Annotated in this window: 12 protein-coding genes; 3 read left to right on the top strand and 9 right to left on the bottom strand. The window is 34.5% G+C overall.

The genetic code is table 11. The features are described from left to right. Positions 1–23: 23 nt before the first annotated feature. From cysB to matP, 3 genes are all read right to left on the bottom strand, one after another. Positions 24–998: an HTH-type transcriptional regulator CysB gene (gene cysB, locus J3U19_RS06075; protein ID WP_267340791.1), complete on the bottom strand. Its 975-nt coding sequence runs from the start codon at positions 996–998 to the stop codon at positions 24–26. A 164-nt stretch (positions 999–1,162) separates the two neighbouring features. Then, positions 1,163–3,763 (bottom strand): type I DNA topoisomerase, encoded by a 2,601-nt coding sequence (gene topA, locus J3U19_RS06070; protein ID WP_267345732.1) that lies wholly within the window; start codon positions 3,761–3,763, stop codon positions 1,163–1,165. Between the two features lie 29 nt (positions 3,764–3,792). Next, the gene (gene matP / locus J3U19_RS06065) at positions 3,793–4,257 is read right to left on the bottom strand and encodes a macrodomain Ter protein MatP (RefSeq protein ID WP_416380223.1); all 465 of its coding nucleotides are present in this window, start codon (positions 4,255–4,257) and stop codon (positions 3,793–3,795) included. 149 nt (positions 4,258–4,406) lie between these two features. On the opposite strand from matP, the gene J3U19_RS06060 reads away from it, so the two are divergent. Next, positions 4,407–6,098: an amidohydrolase gene (locus J3U19_RS06060; RefSeq protein WP_267340787.1), complete on the top strand. Its 1,692-nt coding sequence runs from the start codon at positions 4,407–4,409 to the stop codon at positions 6,096–6,098. Between the two features lie 50 nt (positions 6,099–6,148). Here J3U19_RS06060 and J3U19_RS06055 read toward each other — a convergent pair whose 3' ends face one another. Both J3U19_RS06055 and J3U19_RS06050 read right to left on the bottom strand, forming a co-directional pair. Then, the gene (locus J3U19_RS06055; protein ID WP_267340786.1) at positions 6,149–7,537 is read right to left on the bottom strand and encodes a PTS fructose transporter subunit IIC; all 1,389 of its coding nucleotides are present in this window, start codon (positions 7,535–7,537) and stop codon (positions 6,149–6,151) included. Between the two features lie 13 nt (positions 7,538–7,550). Continuing rightward, positions 7,551–7,964: a PTS sugar transporter subunit IIA gene (locus J3U19_RS06050; RefSeq protein WP_267340785.1), complete on the bottom strand. Its 414-nt coding sequence runs from the start codon at positions 7,962–7,964 to the stop codon at positions 7,551–7,553. Positions 7,965–8,337: 373 nt separating this feature from the next. On the opposite strand from J3U19_RS06050, the gene J3U19_RS06045 reads away from it, so the two are divergent. After that, positions 8,338–9,720 (top strand): APC family permease, encoded by a 1,383-nt coding sequence (locus J3U19_RS06045; protein WP_267345731.1) that lies wholly within the window; start codon positions 8,338–8,340, stop codon positions 9,718–9,720. Between the two features lie 123 nt (positions 9,721–9,843). Here the strand turns inward: J3U19_RS06045 and J3U19_RS06040 are convergent, their stop codons facing one another. The 3 genes from J3U19_RS06040 to J3U19_RS06030 all read right to left on the bottom strand — a co-directional run bounded on the left by J3U19_RS06040 (position 9,844) and on the right by J3U19_RS06030 (position 16,039). After that, a complete protein-coding gene (locus J3U19_RS06040) occupies positions 9,844–10,107 on the bottom strand; it encodes an HPr family phosphocarrier protein (protein ID WP_267340782.1) in 264 nt (87 codons plus the stop codon). Positions 10,108–10,833: 726 nt separating this feature from the next. Next, complete coding sequence (locus J3U19_RS06035) at positions 10,834–15,108, bottom strand: acyl-CoA dehydratase activase-related protein (RefSeq protein ID WP_267345730.1); 4,275 nt, start codon at positions 15,106–15,108, stop codon at positions 10,834–10,836. Between the two features lie 211 nt (positions 15,109–15,319). Beyond that, complete coding sequence (locus J3U19_RS06030; RefSeq protein ID WP_267345729.1) at positions 15,320–16,039, bottom strand: epoxyqueuosine reductase QueH; 720 nt, start codon at positions 16,037–16,039, stop codon at positions 15,320–15,322. Positions 16,040–16,439: 400 nt separating this feature from the next. Between J3U19_RS06030 and J3U19_RS06025 the strand changes: the two genes are divergently transcribed. After that, positions 16,440–17,852 (top strand): EmmdR/YeeO family multidrug/toxin efflux MATE transporter, encoded by a 1,413-nt coding sequence (locus J3U19_RS06025; protein ID WP_267345727.1) that lies wholly within the window; start codon positions 16,440–16,442, stop codon positions 17,850–17,852. A gap of 882 nt (positions 17,853–18,734) precedes the next feature. Here J3U19_RS06025 and J3U19_RS06020 read toward each other — a convergent pair. Continuing rightward, positions 18,735–19,364 (bottom strand): 4'-phosphopantetheinyl transferase family protein, encoded by a 630-nt coding sequence (locus J3U19_RS06020; protein WP_416380217.1) that lies wholly within the window; start codon positions 19,362–19,364, stop codon positions 18,735–18,737. Positions 19,365–19,387: the final 23 nt, after the last annotated feature.

The raw sequence follows: 19,387 nt of genomic DNA, 5'->3' as shown, positions 1-19,387 counted from the left end.
AATTCTTAAAAAGAATGTTTAAGTTAGCGAACTGGTAATTTTACTCCATTGAACATGGCTAATACCTCGCTATTATTTTCACATAACATCAGTTTATCGATTATTTGACGATTTAAATGTGGTGAAAATTGACTGATAAAATCATACATATAACTGCGTAAAAATAAAGAGCGTGCAAAAGTGATATAAGTGGTACTATAAGGGAAAAGATGTCCAGCATTAAGCACGACAAAATCTTCATCAGCGATAGCATCACTCACTGCCATTTTAGCAACAATTCCAACGCCAACGCCTAATTTCACATAAGTTTTAATTAACTCAGCATCGGTCGTGCTAAACACAATATTTGGCAATTGTCCTGCGCGAATAAAAGCTTGATTGAGGTCAGAACCATCATTAGTAAAATCATAACTAACCAGCGGATATTGAGATAATTCTACAATAGAAATTAAGCTACTTTTAGCCAATGGATGATCTTTTTTAACGATTACTGCTTGGTTCCAGTGATAACATGGCAATGCAATCATTTCATCATTAAGTTGAGAAAGGTCAGTGACAATGGCAAAATCAGCTTGCCCTGTTTGTGCCTGTAAAATACATTGGGGAGATGAGCCCTGCTCCATATGTAAAATAATATTCGGGTATTGCTTCATAAATTGCTGGATGACTATTGGCAAACTATAGTGTGCTTGAGTATAAGTTGTCGTAATCGTTAATGAACCCTGATTAGGCTGACTAAACTCTTTAGCTATAATTTTTATATCTTTTGATTTGTTGAGGATGTCACGCGCCAGAGAAATCACTTTTTCGCCAACAGGAGTGACTTCGGAAAGATGTTTCCCCACTCTTGTAAATATTTGAATGCCAAGTTCATCTTCTAACAATTTTATTTGTTTACTGATACCAGGTTGCGAAGTATAAAGTTTTTCGGAGGTTAGCGAAACATTGAGGTCGTTATTGACTACTTCAACAATGTAGCGTAATTGTTGCAATTTCATGACAAAGGCTCCTTTAACTATATACTTTCCTCGCTTTCGACTTTAGTCTAACGCGAGGAATCGTAAGGTAATTCCTTTTATACCCTAGCACAAACAAAAACAAATTTTATACTAAAACGTATACATAACCTGAAACTTTTTGACGACGTTTCAGGTGTTCTTACCTACTTTTTACTATTTACCCATTTTCCGTCTAGGTATTGCATTACCCAGCCTGTCGATTTTCCATTCACTTCGGAAGTGACATACTGTTGTTTGCTTTTACGACTAAAACGTACAATGGATGGATTTCCATCTGGATCTTTATTCGGTGCTTGAGTTAAATAAATAAATTTTTCTGGCAAACGATCTTTAAACCGTTGTAGCTCTTCAATCAATGGTGCACGTGTTTCTCTTGATTTTGGAAAATTATGTGCTGCCAAGAAGATACCTGCTGCACCATCACGTAAAACAAAATGAGCATCAGATTTGCTGCACGGTAGTTCTGGTAAATCAACTGGATCTTCTTTTGGTGGTGCAACATCACCATTTTTTAAAATTTTACGTGTATTTTTACAGTCTTGATTGGTACATCCCATATATAAACCAAAACGCCCTGATTTTAAGTGCATTTCTGATCCACATTTTTCGCATTCAATGATTGGACCCTCGTAACTTTTCACTTTAAAGTTTCCTTTTTCAACAATAGAACCATCACAAATTGGGTTGTTACCGCAAATATGTAATTTTCGTTCATTATCGAGTAAATAACTGTCCATTGCTGTATGACATTTTGGACAACGTTTACGCGCCCTTAAAGCATCAGTTTCGGCTGTTTCGGCCTCTTCCAAAATATTTAATGTTTCATGTTCTGGAATAAGATTAATGGTTTGTTTGCAACGCTCTTTAGGTGGTAATGCGTAACCCGAACAAGCTAAAAACACTCCTGTACCAGCTGTTTTGATCCCCATTTCACGACCACAATTAGGGCATTTAATTTCAGGTGTTAATACAAGTGGATTGAGTTGCATTCCACCTTTATCCGGTGCTTGTTCTGCCACTTCAAGATGATCACTAAAATCGCTAAAGAATTGATCAAGAACTTCTCGCCATTCTTGTTTTTTGTGGGCAATTTCATCTAAAGCATGCTCCATACGTGCCGTAAAATCGTAACTCATTAAATCATTAAAATTTTCATTTAATCTATCCGTTACAATTTCACCAATTTTTTCCGCATAAAAACGGCGATTATCCAAACGCACATAGCCGCGATCTTGAATGGTGGAAATGATAGTTGCATAAGTTGATGGACGACCAATTTCTCGTTTCTCAAGTTCTTTAACCAATGATGCCTCATTATAGCGCGCAGGTGGTTTGGTAAAGTGTTGATTCGGATTTAAGCTGATTAATGATAATTCGTCGTTAACGGCAACTTTAGGTAATATTTTGTCTTCACTATTTTTAGACAGTTGAGGTTGCACTTTAGTCCAACCATCAAAACGTAACGTGCGTCCTTTAGCCTTTAATGCAAAATCACCTGATTTTACGGTAAGCGTCGTTGAGTTGTATTCTGCCGATGTCATTTGGCAGGCAACAAATTGTCGCCAAATTAATTGATACAATTTGCAAGCATCGGCTTCAACATCACTAATATCATCGGCAACAACGTTCACATCAGAGGGGCGTATGGCCTCATGTGCCTCTTGTGAATTCTTTTTACTGCTGTAAACATTCGCTGACTTAGGTAGATATTTTTCACCAAAATTTTGACCAATATAATCTCGTACCATAGTTAACGCATCTTGACTTAAATTAGTTGAGTCCGTACGCATATAGGTAATGTAACCCGCTTCATACAAACGCTGAGCTAACATCATGGTTTTTTTAACTCCAAAGCCCAAACGTGTGCTTGCAGCTTGTTGCAAGGTTGAAGTAATAAATGGAGCAGTTGGATTACTTTTAGTTGGCTTTTCTTCAATATTGGTAACTTGATATTGATTTTTATTTAATTCACTTAAAGCAATATCAATAGCAACTTTATCTTTGGGTTCAAATGCTTCATTTTTATAATGCACAACTTGCATAGTTAACAGCTCATTATTGGCTGTATTAAGATCAACAAACAGATCCCAGTATTCTTCTGGAATAAAAGCATGAATTTCACGTTCACGTTCAACTACTAATCGAACAGCAACAGACTGTACACGCCCCGCGGATAGCCCTCTTGCCACTTTTTTCCAAAGTAATGGTGATAGCATAAAGCCTACAACTCGATCCATAAAGCGACGAGCTTGCTGAGCATTGACGCGATCCATATCTAACATAGAGGGTTCGTTGAAAGCATTTTTTATTGCAGTCTTAGTAATTTCGTTGAATACCACACGACGATATTTACTGTGTTCACCACCTATAACCTCTTTTAGATGCCATGCAATCGCTTCTCCTTCTCTATCCAAGTCGGTTGCGAGATAGATCATATCAGCATCTTTAGCGAGTTTTTTTAGTTCAGCAACCACCCGTTCTTTACCGGGTAAAATTTCGTAATGTGCTTTCCAGCCATTATAAGGATCGACACTCATTCGGTCGACCAAAACCTGTTTTTCTGAACGTTTAACTTTTTTCTCAGCTTTATCTTTTGTGGTTTTTTCAGCACGTTGACTACTACCACTTACTGGAAGGTCACGAATATGTCCTACACTTGATTTAACCACGAAATCTTTGCCAAGATATTTATTAATTGTTTTTGCTTTGGCTGGTGATTCCACAATAACAAGGGATTTTCCCATAATTAAACCTATTTATCCTGTAGTTTGAGTTAATTATCGTCAAGCTTCGCATCAAGAAGCGACTGTAAATCATCCTTAATTGTCGATACTTTTGTTGCATATTGCTCTTTCTGCTCGGCGTCTTCAATAAGTTGCGTAATGGTTTGCGACAAAGTACAACCTCGGCGTTTTGCTAAATTAGCGAGCCGTTGCCACACTAAAAATTCCAAATCAATGGATTTCTTTCGTGTATTTTGTTGTTCAGCATTAAAATGACGTTTTCGTCTAGCCCGAATAGTTTGCTTCATGCGATTATCTAAATCGGGATTTAAATGCTCATTAATCCAATTAATTACTTCTTTTGGATTATGTTCTAATAGTAATAATTCATTTACGGCATGTTGTGCAGCACTTTTTTCGATATGACGAGTAATTAACTCACCCTCTAAATGCCTTTTTACAAGATAGTGCCATTTCCAACCGCATTCAAGGTTTTCTAATTGTTGATATTTCATCGGCTCACCTTGTGACGCTGTAACTAAATGGGTTAGTTTTAGCATAATCTTCTCACACAATAAAGAAAATTATTGCATTTGACAAATTTTTTATAAATCTGCTATCGTTCAGCTTTCATTTTGATCTTTATTTTGAGGAATCACCTATAATGGCTAAAGCTGATGTTATTTATGTTAATGGCTATATTTATACCGCGAACCAAGAAGATACTGTTTGTGAAGCTATCGCCATTAAAAATGGCTATATTATTGCAACTGGTAGTACACAAGAAATAAATAACCAGAATTATGTTGATAACCAAACAACCATTTATGATTTAAAAGGCAAAACCATGATGCCTGGAATCATCGATTCACATTTACATACTTTTTGGGGAGGAATGCAATTATCCTCATGTAATTTACATTATCAAAGTTTAACCATAGATGATACTTTAGCAATTATTCAAGCATATTTAGATAAAGATTCCACAAATCATAATAACCATTGGCTGCAAGTACGCGGTTGGCTAAGACAAGAGGTTTTACCAGTAGGTACGGATATTACTCGATTCGATCTTGATCGTCTTAACACTTTACGTCCAGTCATCCTTTTTTCAAATGACTGCCATACATTGGTTGCCAATAGCATTGCATTAGATAAATTTGGCTTAGATAGAAATACGCCAGAGCCTACGGATGGCAAAATTGGTCGTAACGCTGATGGTGAGTTAAATGGTATCTTAGAAGATGCCCCTGCCATGCGTGCTTTTGATAGTATCTCTAAATTAACAAATGAACAAGCACTCAATGTCGCTAAATTATCACAAACCGAACTCAACAAACAAGGCGTTACTTCGGTTATGGATGCCCGAATCACTGAAATACAAGCTGATGCATTTTTACAATTACAAAAACAAGACCAATTGACCATCCGCTTATTTGGCGCCCACGAACTTCCTCCTGATGATGTCTCGTCAATTGAAGATATTCCTAATGTTATCAATAAAGTGAAACAGTTTGCTGCGCGTTATGATGATAAAAATTGGCAACCCAAACCCGGTATTAAAGTGTCACATGTTAAGTTATTTGTTGATGGGGTGATGCAACAACCTTTAATGACGGCAAGGTTACTAAAACCTTATAACTTAGCCGATGAAAAAGATCGTTATGGTGATCTCTATTATTCCATTGAAATGTTAGACGCCTTAATTTTAGAATCATCAAAAGCTGGTTTTCATCCACATATGCATACCGTTGGTGAAGGTGCTATTGAAGTGGTTCTCAATGCAATTGAGAAAATGCGTAAAGCGTTACCAGATGCTGATATTCGTCCGAGCACGGCACACAATGAGCTAAGTGCTTCACATCAATTTGCTAGATACAAACAGTTAAATGCTGGTGTGGTATTTTCATTTCAATGGGCAGGATGCAGCTCGTCCATGGTTGAACAATATCAAACTCTTTTTGGTGAAGAGCGCTATCATGGTTTAGAAGCTCATGGACAGTATATTGATGCTGGTGTCCATTGCGCTTTTGGTAGTGATTGGCCGATTGATCCATTAAATGAATGGTATGATTTTCAAATTGCCATGACCAGACAAATCGACGCGGATCACCCACGGTTAAATAGCGACCGTAATTTAACCGCCAAAGAGGTATTACGTTGTGCTACTATTGGTGCGGCTTACCTATTAAAACAAGATGAATATATTGGTTCCATTGAAAAAGGTAAATTTGCTGATCTTATCATCTTAGATCGTAATCCGTTTACCATTGCAGCGACAGATATGCAAAATGTGAATGTTTTGACAACAATAGTCGGTGGTAAAATTGTCTATCAACAAGATGAATCTTTATAGATGAATAAGAAATGGGTACACCGTCTCACTGGATGGTGCACCCCATTTTATCATTGTTTTTCAATTACCTGCTCCGTTTCAACGGAAACTTTTTTAGTGAAGTGTAAAATTGCAGCTATAATAAATGCGCCAATAAACATATCGATAACATACCACATTGCGCCTTTAGTTACTCCACCTAAAGCAACAAGTCCTCCAAAAGCAACCAATGAGTCTATTCCACATATCATACCTAGCATACCTGCAACAGCGGTACCAACAATAATGGCAATAATTATGCGTTTCGGATCTTTAGCCGCAAATGGAATGGCTCCTTCAGTAATACCGGCTAATGATAGAAAAAATGCTGTAATACCAAACTCTTTTTCTTCTTTACTGTATTTTGATCGGGAAACAATCAAGGAAGAAAGAGCTAATCCTAATGGCGGGATCGCACAACACATACGGAAAACACCATTAGGACCATAAATGCCTTCAGCCATTGCAGCTAAAGTAAACGCTGTTGCAGCTTTACTACATGGTCCACCCATATCTAAAGCTGCCAATATCCCAATACCGATACCTAAAAATGCTGCATTGACTTGAGACATACCTTTTAAAGTTGCCACCATAGCTTTTACAAACCAATCCAATGGATAAGATAAACCATAAATATAGATTGGTGCCATCACTAATAATGTTACTGTTGGAATGATCATTACGGGCATAACCGAAGCGATAACAGGATGTACTTTAATGGTTTTAAACCACCTAACAAAGTAACCTATTAAAATCCCGAAAATCATTGCGCCAATAAATCCAGTACTAACGTGATTGACCCCAATTGGATTATTAACGACATACCCCATAATGAATGCAGGAGCAAGAGCAGCATTGCCACCGATTGAATAAGCCATATAAGCTGCTAAAACCGGTACCATCATTGCAAATCCGTAGAAAGCGACTTGTTGAAGGTCCGCAAAAAATTGATTACTGGGTGAAATGGTATTTTGAGTAACATCACCAGTGATTAACACAATTGAAAAGAGTATCCCTGATGCAATTATAACAGGTAAAAATTTGCTAATACCCGTATTTAAAGCTTTAAAGATTTCTGTACCAACATTATCTTTTATTACTTTTGTCGACATTTGCTTAGCATGATTGAAAATATTAGCCGTATTTTTAACGGCTTCACCCGTACTGACTTCGATAACATTTTTATAAGATTCAATTCGCTCTGCATTTTCAATCGATATATCCGTTGCCAATATAATGACATCGGCACTGATAAGATCGCTTTGTGTTAATGCATTTTCGATACCAGCAGCACCTTGTGTTTCGACTTTGCATTCCCAACCGCGTTTTTTAGCCTCATTTTCAATTTTTTGTTTTGCTATATAGGTATGCGCCATCCCTGCTGTACAGGCACAAATTGCCACAATTTTCTTATTATTCATAAATACCTCTAATCTATTGAGCAATGGTTTGAATGTCACTATTTAACAATTCAGCAAGAAAATCATCTTCTGCAAGATTAGTGACTAATTTAGCAATAATGGTTAAATGTTCTTTGATAGCTTGTTCTTGAGCACCAATTAATATAATTACTTTCACATTATTATCATTATTCCAAATAAGACCTTCACGATATTTACCCACTGCAATAAATGAGGTACGGACGCCATCACTTTTAGCGTGGGGTAATGCAATATCGGGTAAAACATCGGTTTCCATTTCTTGTTCATGTGCCATAACATCATTAACAAATTTTCCAACATCTGATAAATGATTTTGACTGATTTGAGCCATGAATTGAATAATTGATGATTTTTGTTTTACTACATCATTTGTGAATTCAACAGGTATAACAGGAATTAAGGTCATAAATACACCCTTTTTATTGATGGATATTTACGGATTAACTTATAGCCACTCTAAAATAATTTCCGATAAATATAACGTGTTTTAGTTATACTGACATCTCCCTAATCAAAGAAATAATTAGACATAGATCACAAAATGTATATCTCTTGAATTGATTTAAGCAATGTGAGATTTTTATTGATTTGATTAAAAATAATTCCCTAGAAAATAGTAAGCTCAAAAACCACACAGTCATATGTTAATAAGCTAAAAATTAGCTTGCATAATTATAATAATGTGGGAGAATTCCCTGCCGCTTTTAGCGGGTAAAAAAAGGCAAAACTATACTTAGTAGTTTTTTATTGTTTTTTGGGACAGAGGAGCAAAATTAGTCATGTCCGCAATAAAAATGAAACGAGTTTTAACCACACCTGCATTAATTGCATTTGGTTTAGCTTATATGGTTCCTTTAGGGATCTTTACCACTTATGGGGAAGTTACTGTTGACAGTAATGGACACTTACCCATAGCCTATGTTATCACTTTAGCAATGATCTTTTTTACAGCATTAAGTTATTGTCGTATGGCAAATAAACTGCCTATTGCTGGTTCTGCCTATTCGTATGTACAACATACATTTGGTGGAAAAATTGGTTTTTTAGTGGGATGGGCACAAATTCTTGATTACCTATTTTTACCAATATTAAATTATTTGGTATTGGGGATATATCTTAATGAAGCCTTCCCAAGCATTCCTGCTTATGTATTTGTGCTTGGGTCACTTTGTAGTGTCAGCTTCTTAAATTATTTAGGGATTAAGTTAATTAATTCAGTAGATTTTACATTAATTATTGTTCAAATGTTTTTTATTGGATTATTTATTTTCTTAACTTTAACCAATGTAAGTTTAACACCAGAAGCAATGATGAAGCCTTTGTCAGTGAATGCAGGTGATTTTAGCGGGTTAATGTCTGGTGCAGCAATACTATGTCTTGCCTTTTTGGGTTTTGATGCTATCGCAACATTGGCAGAAGAATCAAATGATGCACAAAAGTCATTACCTAGAGCGATTATATGGACAGTGCTTATTGCAGGAAGTATCTTCTTAGTTGTATCGTATTGTGCTCATTTAGCCTATCCTGATTGGACAGATTTTGCTTCTAATAAAGATACAGCTAGCTTAGATGTAATGCGCAAAGTAGATTCTATAAGTAATTTAAATAATATACTTGGAAAATACGGAAATGATTTTATGTATAATTTTTTCCAATCTGCCTATCTAACGGGTGTTTTTGCATCAGCAATGACAGCACAAACCAGTGTATCAAGAATATTTTATGCGATGGGTCGTGAAGGAGTGTTACCAAAACAGATTTTCTTTAAGATTCATCCTCGTTTTAGAACACCTTATTTATCAATATTGTTTGTGGCTTGTTTTTCATTGTTATCATTGGTATTAGATCTTAGTTTAGTTGTTTCAATGATCAGCTTTGGTGCTTTAGTTGCTTTCACATTTGTTAACTTGTGTGTAATTAAAAGTTATCTTTGTGATATTAAAACAAAGACAATAAAATTTTTATTTAAATATGGTATGTTACCAGCAATTGGTGTTTTACTTTCGTTATGGCTATGGACCAGCCTTGATGAGACTGCGATGATTGTTGGCTTAGTTTGGTTAGCGGTTGGATTTTGTTATTTAGTTTATTTGACCAAAGGTTTTACTAAGGTATTACCATCGATTGATCATCATGAATTAAATTCAATCATTAAAGATTAAATTAATCTTTTGAAATAGGTCTACTTGAAAGTATTTAGTTAATGCCCTTTTAAAACAATTCCGTCGACTTAAGTCGACGGAATAATCAATGCTTTGATGTTAATTTAATTAATTTTCAGTTAATTACTCACCAAAACCAGTAGCAAATAATTCACGGATTTCATCCATTGCAGCTTGTTCGTCTTCACCATCACAAATGATTTCAACAGTTGAGCCACCTTTGACACCTGCACCTAATAAACCCATCATACTTTTCATTTTAATCGCTTTGTCATTATAAACTAGTTCGATATTTGATTTATAACGACCGGCTAGTTTTACAAGTGTTGTTACTGGGCGTGCGTGCAATCCAGTTGAATTTTTTACTACCATTTGCTCTTTTAACATATTCGTGTCCTTCTTTATAACTTAAGTTAAAACATTTCTGTATTTATATCATAAATTGAATTCTTTTGCTCTTTTTTATATGCAAATTTTTTTGCAATTTATACTATACTTCTTGTTTTCATAACCTGATTTAAAATCATACCCAATTATAATGTACTGTTTGAAAAAATAATCTCAATGAACAGATTCTCAATGAATATTTTTAACACCGTACCCACCAAGGTTATTTCAATCTTTTATCCCCATTACTGTTCTGTAGTTCTTGCCTGAAAGTTATCGGTCAATTCAGTAATTACAGCTAAACTCACTGAAACTGAAACGAGACATCGTAGACAGGAGTTAAGATAGTAAATCTTTCATACTATGAAACATTATTAATTTCATTTAATTAAGCACCTAAAATAAATTTATTATTGATACTTGTGTGCTAACCTGCCATCAATAGCATTGAATCAATTATAATCAATATCCAAATAGCAATGACACAAAAAACATCAATAATATGAAAACAAACCAACACTATAAATACATACAAAACTTATCTCAAACACGCTGATAATGTCACTTGCTTACCCGTTATATTGCCATTGTAGAGCCTATTATCATCGGGAGAAAAAATGATTCAAATTTAGATTTTAATTGGTGAATTGATATCATAAAAAGGCCTAAAATATTAATATGCAACTAAGTAGATTCAATGAATATAGAATTGAGTATTTAATTTTTTTATACAATCCGTTGTAGCTGTGTATACTTCAGTGAACTGACCATAAAATGCAAACGATTAAGTACATTCACTTCACCTGCACCATCATCAAAGTCTAAATACAACAAATTAAGTTTAGGATTAAAATCGCGCATCCGTTTTTCAATACCTTTCGATACCACATGATTGGCAATACAGCCAAATGGTTGCAAACTGATAACATTATTAATTCCATATTCAGCAAATGTCATAATGCCTGCTGCTATTAACCAACCCTCTCCAAATTGGTTCGATAAATTAAGAACTTTTTTAGCTTTTTTTGAAATATCACGAATATTATGGAAAGGTTGATAATATTTGAAGGACGATAAAATCTTATTTGTTTTATCAACGTAACGCTGCGCTATATTTTCAAAAAAGTGCATTAAATAAGAATGATAACTTTTTGATACAAGATAATTATCCACGTTATTATCATAATTAACAAAGCATTGTGCAAAAAATTCAATCATAGGAGGGATTACGGGTTCTATACCTTGTTCAATTAACCACTCAACACTATGTTGATTACCAAAGTTGTTATACTTTACGTAAATTTCTCCAACAATACCGATTTGTGGACATGTTTTATTTATCACTTCAATCTGATTAAAATGTTGAATCGCATCGGCTAATAATGCAAATATGGAACGTTGTCCTTTTTTTTGGTGAATCAGTTGTTGTAATTTTCGTGTATAGAGTTCTTTGAGTTGATTAACTTGTTGTTTTACTTTAGCCCTTGGTGCTATGGAATAGTACATTTTTGATAATGAATCAGCAAACAGCATGGAAAAAAAGCTAATCGGTAATGTTTTGAGCCAATTGATTTTAAATCCCGGTTGTTGAGCTTGATTCATATTACCTGTACTAAGTGAAATAATGGGGATATCTTCAAAGCCATTACTGATCATCGCTTTTTTAATTAACGACAAATAACTACTGGCTCGGCACTGTCCACCGGTTTGCGTAATACCCACTGCGATCTCATCACGATTGTATTTCCCAGAACGTAGCGCCTTAACAATATCACCAACAATAATGGTCGCTGGATAACAAATTTCGTTATTACAATATTTTAATCCCCATTCCACTGAACTTTTATCCGGTTTAGGTAAGGTTTCGAGTTTATAACCTGATAAAGCAAAAATAGGAGGTAATAAAGGTGAATAAAAATCAGAAATAAATGGCGCTAAAATAGTGCGACGTTGTTTATCTTGTTTACTAAAAAGAGCTATTTTTTTACGTGCTACTCTTTTTAAAGGCTGCTGTTGATTCATTCTCATCGATTCAATAATAGAACGCAATCGTAATCGAACAGATCCTGTTGCCGTAATTTCATCAACACGAATCACCGTACTCGTTTTACCTTTTGATTCCAATATCGCTTTACATTCGTCGGTAACGATTGCATCAGGACCACAACCGAATGAGTTAATTTGAACAAATTGCACATTATAAGGTTGTTCAGCAACAAAAGTAGCCGCAGCATATAAGCGATTTGGATAACTCCATTGTGAACAGATTTGCAATTCTGGGGATAATTGACTAATGGCGCCTAATACGGAATCTTCAGTAATTACATCACAACCTAGAGCGTTCAAAATTTCAGGGGTTTTATGATTAATTAAACTGTCACTATGATAGGGGCGTCCACCCAAAACAAAGACATAACGACCAGTTTGCCTAGCATTGTTCACAATTTCAGCCGCTTTATTGTACAACGATTGTTTATACTCTGATTGAGCGATTAAGGCATCACAAAAGGCATTTTCCGCCACAGCTCTAGTGATACCTAACGATGTTAAATAATTAATACAGCCTTTTTTCAGCAATTGAATATCAGTGAAGTTAATTACCGGATAATCAATCGGCAAATGATATTTGCTTTCCGGATTAATTGAACTGTGCACAACTTCAGCATAACTGCTTACAATTGGACAATTGTAATTGTTAACCGCGTTATTAAATTGCGCTGACTCAAACACAACCATTGGCATAAAGATACGATCTACTTTTAGCTCAATGAGCTCCATAATATGCCCATGTACTAACTTGGCGGGAAAGCATATACTATCCGACATGACCGTACCTGCACCTTTTTCATAAATAGCCTGTGTTGAATAAGGTGAAAGTATGACATCAATGCCACTTTGCGTTAACAATGTGTGCCAAAAAGGAAAATTTTCATACTGACCTAATGCACGTGGAATGCCAATATGGAGTTTAGCCTTAGGGTTAGAGATGCTAGCGCGTTCAAATAACAGATTGTTTTTGTAATCAAGCATATTAAAAGAATTGTTGTCTTTATCTTGATTATTACTTAAGAATTTTTCACATTTATTTCCTGAATAATAACGTCGTCCATTCGCATAGCGATAAATCATAATGTCGCACTTATTTTCACAGCCTTTACAACGAGAAGGTTTGGCTTTAATATCTTCAGCTTTGTGAAGCTGGTTTAATCCGATAAACTGCGATAATGTAGGATTTTGTTGATAATGATTTTTTGCAACCAGAGCACTACCATAAGCGCCCATTAATTCAGGGATGTTAGAGCTGGTAATTTGTGCTCCTGTTAATTGTTCTAACGCTCTAAATACCGCTGGGTTTTTAAAAGTTCCACCTTGTACTACAATATGATTGCCCATTTTACGCATGTCATGAAGTTTAAGCACCTTATAAATGGCATTTTTAATTACCGAAAAGGCTAATCCAGCGGAGATATCTCCCATAGTCGCATTTTCACGCAAAGCTTGTTTTACTTTTGAGTTCATAAAAACGGTACAACGTGTTCCTAAATCACAAGGATTAGCGGAATTACAAGCCGCATCAGCAAAATCGATAATATTGGAATTAAGTGATTTAGCAAAAGTTTCAATAAAGGATCCACAACCAGATGAACATGCTTCATTAAGCTCAATATGGTTAACCACTCCATTAGCAATAAAAATGGCCTTCATATCCTGCCCGCCAATATCCATTACAAAACTCACTTCAGGATCAATATGTTTAGCAGCGATAAAGTGCGCCATGGTTTCAACGAGCCCATCATCAAATGCAAAAGCAGCTTTTAATAGCTCTTCACCATATCCGGTCACTCCAGTACGAGCAATGATAATTTGTTTACCTGATGCGGCAATTTCATCTTTTAATAGTGTCAACCCTTTAATTAAGGCACTAATAGAGTGACCCTCATTCGATGCATAATGAGTAAAAAGGAGTTCATTATCTTCACTAATGAGTGTAATTTTGGTTGTTGTTGATCCGCTATCAATGCCTAAAAAAGTGTATTGTTTCTGATAATCAGCTAAATCTAAACGTGGAATTTGAATGTATTTACGCTGTTTTTTCCAATCAGTGAAAGATAATGATTCATTAAATAGTGGTTTTAATCGAAAAGATTGATTGGATAGGATTTTATTTGAAGCATTTAATCGATTAATAAAATCATCAAGAGAAAGCTCTGTTCGCTCAATAAGGTGTATCGCAGCTCCCCAAGCGGATAATAATGTTGGATGGTCAGTTTTAATCATGTCTTCATCAGCTAATTTTAATATCTGCAAAGCCGCTTTACCTAATGTTGGAATAAAAGAAAAAGGCCCACCGATTAACATGACTTTCGACATGATTTCATAGCCTCGCGCTAAAGTATTAATCAGTTGAATACAAACAGCATGTAAGACAGAATAGGCAATGTTTTCTTTGGAGACATTACGACTAATTAGATTTTGAACATCAGTTTTGGCAAATACACCACAGCGTGAGGCAATAGGAAAAGTTTGGTTATGGTCTTGGGCAAATTGATCAAATTGTTGAATCGGAATATTAAGCAAAGTAGCCATCTGATCAATAAATGCCCCTGTTCCTCCTGCACAACTGCCATTCATCCGAATGTCAGGAGGACGATCAGGGAAGAAAAAAATCATTTTACTATCTTCGCCGCCTATATCTATCAAAGTTCGCACTTGAGGATATTTGCGTTGCACTACTTCAGAAGCGGCGACAACTTCTTGTATAAAAGCAATATCGGCTTTCTCTGAAATACCCATCCCAGCAGAACCGGTTACTTTTACTGATAAAAGAATATCCTTACCCAACTTTGTTTTAATTTCATTAAGTAATGCAAGCACGGTTGCTACAATATGGGTATTATGACGAACATAATTGGTATGAACAAAATTATCATGTTCATCAAGCACAACACATTTTGCCGTAGTTGAGCCAACATCCAATCCTAGTTTATAGATTTTTGTCATAATAAACTCACATTTTGTAAAATCACAATTAACGTTAAAAACATACAATCGTTTTTTTCTGCTAATTTTATTTTATCAACAATATTATAGCGAAATGTTTTAACTATTTACTATGCTTGTTTAAGATTTTTATTTTATAAAAATGTCAGTTTTGTCAAAAAGTTTCAGGTTAAGACTACGTTTTAGTATATTTATATCAATAAATGAAAAATCAAGCTTGTTTTTCTAATCCTTGTTTAGCAATGGTTATCACATTTTTTAAATCGATGCCTTGGGCTTTAGCTGCAAAAATACAACCGCAATAGCATTGCCTGTATACATCATATTCTTTGCAAAGTTCTATCGAGCGCTTATAACCATTATTTTTTTTAAAATCGGAAGGCAGATAATTAACTGAAAAAATTTCTTGAATTTCAAAACCGAGTTGATTAATTTTTTGACTGTTCTTTTTAGGGCTTAACGTCAATGCACTGGCAAAATAGTCAAATCCTAATTCTTGTGCTTTGATGGCTGCTAAATCTAGACGCATTTTATAACAGATATGACAACGTTCCCCACCTTCTGGAGCATCACGCAGATGTTCAACTTGTTTGATAAATTCTGCTGGTTGATAAGGCGCTTCTAAGAACTGAACATTATTACCTGTTTTCTCATTAAAATCCGTAATGAATTTTTGCTGCACAACACTGCGATATTCATACTCAACTCGAGGATGAATGTTTGAATTAGCAAAATAAATGGTGATATCGGTATACTGTGCCAGATACTCCAAAACATAGGTGCTGCAAGGAGCACAGCAACTATGTATTAATAATTTAGGACGAATCTCCTCAGATTGCCAATTGGCAATGACTTCTTTTAATACCGAGTCATAATTAATTTTATTATGTGGGTTTAATCGTTTGAGAATGTTTTTAGCATTGATTAACATAAGGACTCATTTATTATTTTGGTGATCCAAGTCTTTAAAGTTCGCTATAATATAGTTATATAATTCATCATTCAAGAAAAGTATCTGAATTTTATACTGAAACATATATATCTCCTCAAACTTTTTGACAAATAGGGATAGGATATCTGTTAATTAATACTGAAAATTAACCACTACGCGCTCATACTAACAATTTTTTAAGAGTGAAATACATTTATTTTGCTCACACCAGTTTACTGTCTATTATGACAATACATTTTATTAGGCAATGAGGTTAAATAATGTATTTTTATTTAACCTCATTATTAGTAAAGTTTATTTTTGAAACATAAGTTCATTTTTATCAAATAAAAGAGTTATAATATAAACAAAATTTTTATGGACAAATTTAGGCTTTAAATTGAATGTTCAATTAGTTGATCGCTTAAGGAAAACACAGTTATACCAAAAAAGACATTCAAACAATGTTTTGCTTTGGCGTGAAATTTTACCTTTAGCCATGCCAATTTTTATTGAAAATCTATCCATCATATTGATGGGAATTTTTAGTACTTTTCTCGTTAGTTGGCTAGGTAAAGCGGAAATGGCTGCCGTTGGCTTGGCTGAAAGCTTTAATATGATTGTTATGTCATTTTTTATGGCGGTTGCACTGGGAACTTCCGTTGTTGTTGCCTTCAGTTTGGCACGTCACAATCGAAAAAAAGCCGTTTCAGCAGCTAGACAATCCATCACGTTATTAATCATAATCTCTATATTACTTTTTGTTTTTGTAGAATTTTCAGGTTATTGGATTGTTGAAATCATAGCTGGGAAAGCTGAAGCAAACGTCAAAGAACTTACATTAACCTTTATCAAATTAACTGTTTTAGGCTACCCTGCCCTAGCTTTTATTTTAGTTGGTTGCGGTGCATTAAGAGGTGCAGGTAACACTAGACTACCGATGTATTTGAACATCATCATGAATATATTAAATCTATCGATAAGTTATCTATTGATATATGGCATGTTCAATTGGGAAGGATTAGGATTTATTGGTGCCGGTATTGGTTTAACGGCATCGCGTTATTGTGGTATGATGTTTATTCTAATAGTATTAACAATTAAACCTAGTCGAGCACTATTTATACCATTAAGAAGCTATTTTCATTCTTTTAATACCAAAATTCTTTTCGATATTCTCAGTATTGGTATCCCTGCTAGTGTTGAATCAGTAATGTTTAATATTGGTAAGTTACTGACTCAAACTTTTGTAGCAGGCATGGGTACATCAACTATTGCAGCCAATTTCATTGCTTTTTCGATTGCAGGATTACTGAACTTGCCTGGAGGAACACTGGGTTCTACATCAACTATCATTGTCGGTAAACGGCTCGGTATGGGACAAATATATCAACCAACTAGGCAACTGAAATTCATCTTCCATCTGACTAATTTATTACTGTGCTTTTTAGCCTTTTTATCGGTACCATTTGCTGGCCTATTAAGTTCATTGTATACCGATGATCAAGATGTTATTGAAATATCAAAACATTTACTTTGGTTAAACGCCTTATTTACTCCATTTTGGGCATCTTCCTTTGTTCTGCCTTATGGGTTTAAAGGTGCTAAAGATGCCAGTTATACCATGTGGGTGGCCATTGGTAGCATGTGGATGTGCCGAATTATAGTGGGTTACATTTTTGGTGTATACTTCGGATTTGGTGTGATTGGTGTTTGGTGTGGTATGTTTTTAGATTGGATCATCAGAAGTATTTTCTTCTATCAACGATTAATCAGTGGCAATTGGCTATGGCGTCATAAAAAAAGGATTTAGTTTTATAATTAAGTTGAAGCAATAGCACATCATTTTTTATATTCTACATTAATTGCAATGCGATCGGATTTAACGTACAACATTATTTAATAAAATAATTTACATGCTTCTAAAAATGTCTGATCCATCATTTGCCGACAATATAAATTTACTAAACTAAACAGTTATGAGTAATAAGCGTTCGTTATTACTCATAACTATAGAAAGCTCCTTATCCATTTTGGAATGATACAAGTAATGTGCAGTTTGTTCTTGCATTTGAACAAAGCACCTCAGAATTAAGCACTTATTACTAGTGTTTCAAATGAAAAAAATGATTTAGATTTAATTGTTGAAGACTAAACTGTTGATGATGGAGCAGCAGAATTACCCACACTTGAAATATTGAATAGGATAGCAAAGAGTAATACGCTATGATTAAAATAACAATTTGATTTAATTGAAATATTTTTCAATGTAATACGCCAGTCAATGGCTTTCATCAAAGAGCGGCTAGAATTACAACATTATGAATGTTGTTGTATACAGTTTTAAATTACTCCTCAATACCAATACAGTTAATTGACCATCAATAAATTAAGATTAAAGAGGTCTGTTCAAGCATTATTGAACTACTTGATGACAATATTTTCAAACAACCCCTTTTATTTACTAAAATTCAACACGAGACTATTAATAATATTAAATCTTCAAAAATCAATTAACAGAAAGGAGATTATTATCTTTATTCCTCAATAAAAATTAATTAATCATAAATTAGTAATTTAATATGGTTTTTTAACTATAATAATTATAGAAATTAATCAGCTGAGCACTTTACTGATATAAAATAAATAATCGTCAAATAAAATTTTTAAATATTAGTCAAACTCCAACAATCAATTACTGCCAAAATTGATCAGGTTGCAGTGGAATTACTTGCACTTGCCCATCTGTTGGATACAAAGAAGCCAATGACAATTTATATTCATTAGTAAAACTTTGACTATAAAGAAACCAATGCGTATGATTAATTTCAATAATATCATCATTATGAAAGGGTGAAGGTAACTCAAATGAAGATGGTGGTAAATAGAATCCCTGTCCTTGCGCTTTCATAATCGCTTCTTTTAATGTCCATAATTGAAAAAAATCAAATTGTGGATCATTGAGTGCTCTTTGGTACTCATTTTCAGTCATAACATCATGATAATCAAGAATATTAATGGGTGTAATATGCTCAATATCAATGCCAACTTCACCATTACAACTGTATACACACGCAACCCAATCATGGGCATGTGAAATATTGAAATGTCCTTTTATTGTACGAATATAGGGTTTTCGATAAAGACCATAATCAATGACAGGTAAACGGGATTGTTGAAATTGTTCATGACGCTGTAATGCATAAAGCAATAGCATTTTGCCAACTAAACTTCGGCATTTATCTTGATCAAATTTAAATTTATCGATCTCTAACTGAGCAGAGTAGCTAAGAATTTTTTTTTTTGATCTTGTAATACAAACCAAGGTAGCTTGTTGATATTAGCTAA

Origin of the sequence: Gilliamella sp. B2828 (genome assembly GCF_026537125.1) — a bacterium.
Classification (GTDB): domain Bacteria; phylum Pseudomonadota; class Gammaproteobacteria; order Enterobacterales; family Orbaceae; genus Gilliamella.
Note: the sequence above shows the minus strand (reverse complement) of the source record. Positions and strands in the feature narration are given on the sequence as shown.